Genomic DNA, 5,404 nt, shown 5'->3' on the forward strand with positions numbered 1-5,404 from the left:
CTCTGCTGACTTCTCACGGCAAGCTTTACTCCGCGGCGGCGAATGTTGTATCGTCTTTGCCGCGTCCGTGAGATCTCCCCGGGTACCCACACGTTCTTTCACACTTATACCTGTCCCGTCTACTGTTGGCGTTCCGTGCAGTTTTTGGACTTTGGCTTGTTTGGCAGCCTCATCCACGCTTCACAGCCTGTTCGGGATTCCTGTTCGTCAGGCCAGCGCTTTGCCTCGGGCTTCCTTCAGACCCACACCTCACGGTGGAGCCCTTGCCTCTGGCTGCATCCTTCCCACTGCCGGGCGGATCAGGGACTTTCACCCCTTAGAACGTGCGCCCGCCGGGCGCACCAAAGAACCCGCATCCGCTGATCACTCAGCGAATGCGGGTTCTTTGTCGTCAAAGCGTTTCTCTATGACCGCTGCATTTTCAATTCCGTTTATTATGACAGCGTGCTGCGTTCCGGGCTTCTGCCTGACGGTTCACTGCGGAGCCATCGCCGCTGCCTGGGCAGCAGCCGCCTGGGCGTCATCATTTTCCCCGGCAGAGTCTTCCGCCTGTTCCACGGACGCTCCGCTCGGCATCTCTGCCGGAAGTTCCTCGGCATGTCCGCCCTCGATAAATTCCTCATCGTAGCTCGGTCCCTGCGTTGCCGCGCTTCCGTCCGGATTGGTCGGTGTCTCGGCCGCCGTCGTCTCACTGTGGATGATTCCTTCACTCTGCTCGGCAAGCGCCGCATTGTCTCCTGCGGCTCCCGCTCCGCCCTCCGGGAAGACATTCAGATACGGAAGAGCTTCCGCCATGATCTTCTGGAACACGGTGCTGGCAAAAGTGGAATGTGCCTGCTGCTCGCCCGGCAGATTCGGCGTATCGATAACGACATAACATACCACCTGCGGGTCGTAGATCGGAACCGCGCCGATAAACGAAACCAGATAGTTTTTCTCTGAACGCGGCTGTTTCTGTGCCGTTCCGGTCTTACCGCCGATCTGATACCCCGGAATCTGGGCCGCTTTCGCGGTACCGGACTGTACTACCAACGCCAAAGCGTTTTTGATAAATGTACTGGTATTCTCCGATACGGTCTCGCGGACCAGAACCGGATCATTTTTGCGGATGACAGCGCCCTGATCGTTCAGGATTTCCTTCACGACATGCGGACGGTAATAAGAACCTCCGTTCACCAGAGAGCAGAATGCGCTGGCCATCTGGATCATGGTCGTATTATAGTTCTGACCGAAAGAGTTGGTCGCCAGCGACGCCACATCCATCGTCTCTTCCGTATAAACCAGTCCGGAAGTATCCGCCTCACCCGGAAGGTCAATGTTGGTCTTCTGTCCGAATCCGAACATTGCCTGATGTTTCAGGAAATTATGGACTCCCTGAGCCTGGTTGATGGACATCATGACGACGTTGCAGGATTTCTCGATACCCTGCGCTACCGTCAGCGGACCATGTCCGCTTCGGATATCACAGTGGATATCCCAGTCTCCGATATGCATCACACCGTTGCAGACATAGGATTCATTGCCGGTGATCGTGCCCTCTTCCATCGCGCCCGCTACCGTAAAAGGCTTCTGCGGCGAACCCGGCTCATAGGTATCATTGACGCAGAAATTGCGCCACATCTTATACCACGCATCCGCCTTCGTCTTTTCGTCCATCGCATCGATCTCTTCCTGCGAATAGTAAAGAGACAGATCGTACGGATTGTTCAGATCAAAACGAGTCGTCGTATCCATCGCCAGGATCTCGCCGGACCGCGGGTCTATCATAATGCAGGCAGCAACCTTACTTCCGGTGGTCGTCTGCCACTCATCCAGATATTTCTGGACAATGTTCTGAAGGTTTGCGTCGATGGTGAGTTTGACGGTATTGCCGTTCACCGCCGGTTTTACGGTTCTCTCCGGGTTTGTGTCATCATTCAGATAACCGAATTCCCGTCCGTTGACTCCGGTCAGCTCGTCATTGTAGTACTGCTCGACACCGCCGGATGCATTATTGTCCCGGAGAGCGAAGCCAATGACATTGCAGGCGAGATTGTTATACGGATACACTCTCTTATAGTGATCCTCAAACCACACACCCGTGATTCGGTTCTTTCCGCCCTTATCGACCGTCGCCTTCCGGTATTCTTCATTTTTCTTCTGTTTGTATTCCTCGAACTTCGCCTTCTCCTCACCGGACAGCTTCTTGTAAACCACATAGGAACTGTCTGCGCGGTCACGGATCAGCTGCCGGAGCTCCTCCTTATCATAAGAAAAACACTCCGCCAGGGCATCAATCGTTGGTTCCACATAGTTATAACCGTCATCCGAATTCATCTGCCGCGGATCCAGAATCATGTTATAGATCTTCTCACTCGTCGCAAGATAGGTTCCGTTGCGGTCAATAATGCTGCCTCTCTTGTACGGAATCATGCGGCTCTCATAATTCTGATGTCCCAGAACGATCTGGTTGTAATCAACGCCCTTGTTCGATACCAGCCTGTACAGAATCACCGCAAGGATAATCAAAACCACCAAGATAGTCAAAACGGTGATTGCCAGCTTCTCCTGCATATAACGGCGGAACAGCTTCTTCGTTTTAGTGTTCCGGGATGTCTTCATTTTGCCTTACATACTCACTTTCTGTCTTATCATAGAGCAGAATCTGGTTCTGATTCGCATAGACCATTCCAAGATCCTGAGTTGCAACCTGATAAACATGATTGAGATCGCATGCGGTATCAATCGCGGTTCTCAGCTCGTCATTGGCTGCCTTCTGATGTTCCAGCTCCAGCTGAAGTTTTGCGATGGAATCCATCCTTGATGTAATGCTTGCATTAAGGCGTAAATAATTAATACAGATCAGGAGTGTCGCGACTCCGGCAACTGCCAGACATACCACATATCCTGCACTGATATAGCTTGCTTTGCTCTGATTGCGCTGAGCAGCCCGTTTCCGCGCCAGACGTTCCTGTTTGCGTTTTCGGGCGGCCTTGCGCCGTTCCGCGGACGAGACTCCGTTATCATACTCTTCTTCGTAGTATGGATTCAGTTCTCTCGCCGCGCTGCCTTCGACATAAGCCTGCCGCCGGCTATGCACGCGCTTCTTGGCCATACTCACTCATCTCCCCCCGTTTTTTCAAACACTCTGAGTTTTGCACTCTTTGAACGTGGATTGGTCTCCATCTCCTCCTCTGTCGGAAGAATCGGTTTACGGGTAACCACATGTCCCTTGGACTTCCGCCCGCACACGCACACCGGGAATTCCGGCGGACAGATGCAGGGATTTTCAACGGTTCGAAAATGATTTTTCACGATCCGGTCCTCCAACGAATGGAAGGTGATAATCGACAGCCTTCCTCCCGGGTTCAGAAGATCGATCATGGTGTCCAGAGAATCCCGGAGCACATCCAGTTCATGGTTCAGCTCAATCCGGATCGCCTGGAACGTCTGTTTGGCCGGATGACCTTTTTTCGCACGGATCTTTGCCGGAATGGCGCCCTTGATGATCTCGACCAGCTCAAAAGTGGTCTCAATCGGCTTTTCGCTTCGCGCCCTCACGATGTGCTTTGCAATATTCTGTGCGAACGGATCCTCACCATAATCGCGGATCATCCGGAAAAGTTCTTTCTCCGAGTATTCATTGACAATGTCCCGGGCAGTCTGCGTCTCTCTCTTGTCCATCCGCATATCGAGCGGCGCATCGGTGCGATAGGAAAAACCTCGCTCCGCATCGTCAAACTGGAACGATGAAACCCCCAGATCGAGATAGATTCCGTCAACGCCCGAGATCCCCAGCCCCTGAAGGACACTTCGGATATTGACATAATTGTCTCTGACAATCGTCACCCGGTCTTCAAATGGTTTGAGACGTTCCGTCGCGCGTCCGATGGCAAACTCATCCTGATCGATTCCGATCAGTCTTCCGTTCTCTCCCAGCCTTGAGCACACCTCATACGCATGGCCGCCTCCGCCGAGGGTTCCGTCCACATAGATCCCGTCCGGACGGATATTGAGCGATGATACGGTCTCATCGAGCAGCACCGATACATGTTTGAATTCCACGCTCATTTCCCCCTTTTTGTTTCTGATTTCCCGTATTCGATTGTTCAAAGAACCGGTTTTATCTGTGATTCCGAAATCTGCCGTTTCGAAACTCTAAATTTTTAATTCTTGATTCAAAATTCTAAAAACTCTAAATTTTTAATTCTTGATTCAAAATCCTGAATTCTTAATCTTTGATTCAAAATTCTATATTACCGAAGTTCTCATCTGCAGTTTGCATCCTATCAGAAGCTGAATCCTTCCATGCTCTCCGCAATGTCTTCGATATCATCGAAATTATTCTTTGCGTCATAGGTCGCCGGATCCCAGATTTCAAGGTGATTGCCGACGCCGGCGAGAATGACGTTCTTCTCCAGATGCGCGTACTCGCGAAGATGTGCCGGGATCATGATTCGTCCCTGGCGGTCCACTTCGTCGTCGGTGGCGCCTACAAAGAAGAAACGGTTGATTTTGCGGGCTTCCTTGCTTCCGATCGGGAGCTCTTTGATGTGGTTTTCAAACTTCTCCCATTCGTCCGGAGCGTACACAAAAAGGCACTCGTCAAGTCCACGGGTCACATAGAACTTATCGCCCATCTGCTCCCTGTACTTGGCGGGAATGATTATTCTGCCTTTTGCGTCGATCGTGTGATCGTAACGACCTAACATTCCTGCTCCTTTTCCCCAAAATCTACCACAATGTTTCACAATTCACCACTTGATGTACTAATCATATCGTATAGGTCCGAAAATATCAAGATTACTGGCCGCATTTGTTTTGAATTTTTGAAGCATTTTTTTGCGCTGAAATCGTGGTTTTCCGCCGTTTCGCCGGAGGCAAAACCACAAAATGTGCCGCCGGTGGTGTGAAGTGGGGAATATCTTGAGCAAAAAATGGAATACCTATGGAGAATTCATTTAGGGAAGGATATAAGATGATATTTTTTCATGATGGATCTCTCCATCCGCGGCGAACGAACGAGACAGGTCACGTTTCTCATCTTTTCCGGAAAGAGCCGGCGTTTGAAGCCTCAGCCCTGTAAACTTAGCCCTGTAAGCATAAAATGCAATCGAGTAGGAGGGGGTGATTAGCCCCCGTCCTCTCACACCACCGTGCGTACCGTTCGGTACACGGCGGTTTCAATAGTTGACGTGCACTGACTGGTACGCGATGGCTAAATCATAAAAGCCTGAACGTATCAGTCTTTCTTTTGACAACGCTCTTTTCACCGTTGTCGTGTTGACCGTTCTCCAGTAGCCTTTCCGGCTGTTTGCCGCCATGTTAGCAAAGTACTCGGGTATCCCAAGACTGATGAGATGCCGTTTCTTCGTCCTTGGCAGTTTCCACTGCTTCCAGATGCACATGCGGATCCTTCGGTACA

General features: G+C 51.2%; 4 protein-coding genes and 1 pseudogene. All 5 read right to left on the reverse strand.

Features of this window, described 5'->3' with window-relative positions; genetic code table 11:
• Nucleotides 1-474: 474 nt before the first annotated feature.
• Entirely contained in the window at nucleotides 475-2,601 is a 2,127-nt protein-coding gene (locus BMW41_RS13865) for a peptidoglycan D,D-transpeptidase FtsI family protein (protein WP_083379027.1), read from the reverse strand.
• Nucleotides 2,579-3,094 carry a hypothetical protein gene (locus BMW41_RS13870; RefSeq protein WP_074650794.1) on the reverse strand — a complete coding sequence of 172 codons (516 nt, stop codon included), beginning with the start codon at nucleotides 3,092-3,094 and terminating at the stop codon, nucleotides 2,579-2,581. Before BMW41_RS13870 ends, BMW41_RS13865 begins: the two co-directional genes overlap by 23 nt.
• Before the next feature lie 2 nt (nucleotides 3,095-3,096).
• Nucleotides 3,097-4,044: a 16S rRNA (cytosine(1402)-N(4))-methyltransferase RsmH gene (gene rsmH / locus BMW41_RS13875; RefSeq protein ID WP_074650799.1), complete on the reverse strand. Its 948-nt coding sequence runs from the start codon at nucleotides 4,042-4,044 to the stop codon at nucleotides 3,097-3,099.
• A 224-nt stretch (nucleotides 4,045-4,268) separates the two neighbouring features.
• Nucleotides 4,269-4,691: a division/cell wall cluster transcriptional repressor MraZ gene (mraZ, locus tag BMW41_RS13880; RefSeq protein ID WP_074650796.1), complete on the reverse strand. Its 423-nt coding sequence runs from the start codon at nucleotides 4,689-4,691 to the stop codon at nucleotides 4,269-4,271.
• A 471-nt stretch (nucleotides 4,692-5,162) separates the two neighbouring features.
• Nucleotides 5,163-5,404 (reverse strand): annotated as a pseudogene (locus tag BMW41_RS15385) (group II intron reverse transcriptase/maturase); the annotation flags it as partial.

The sequence above is a fragment of the [Clostridium] aminophilum genome, assembly GCF_900101295.1.
GTDB classification, from domain to species: domain Bacteria; phylum Bacillota; class Clostridia; order Lachnospirales; family Lachnospiraceae; genus Clostridium_R; species Clostridium_R aminophilum_A.

Excerpts from the sequence above, each read along its gene's own strand:
- mraZ (WP_074650796.1), bottom strand. The coding sequence starts at position 4,691 with ATGTTAGGTCGTTACGATCACACGATCGACGCAAAAGGCAGAATAATC.
- BMW41_RS13870 (WP_074650794.1), bottom strand. The coding sequence starts at position 3,094 with ATGGCCAAGAAGCGCGTGCATAGCCGGCGGCAGGCTTATGTCGAAGGC.
- BMW41_RS13865 (WP_083379027.1), bottom strand. The coding sequence starts at position 2,601 with ATGAAGACATCCCGGAACACTAAAACGAAGAAGCTGTTCCGCCGTTAT.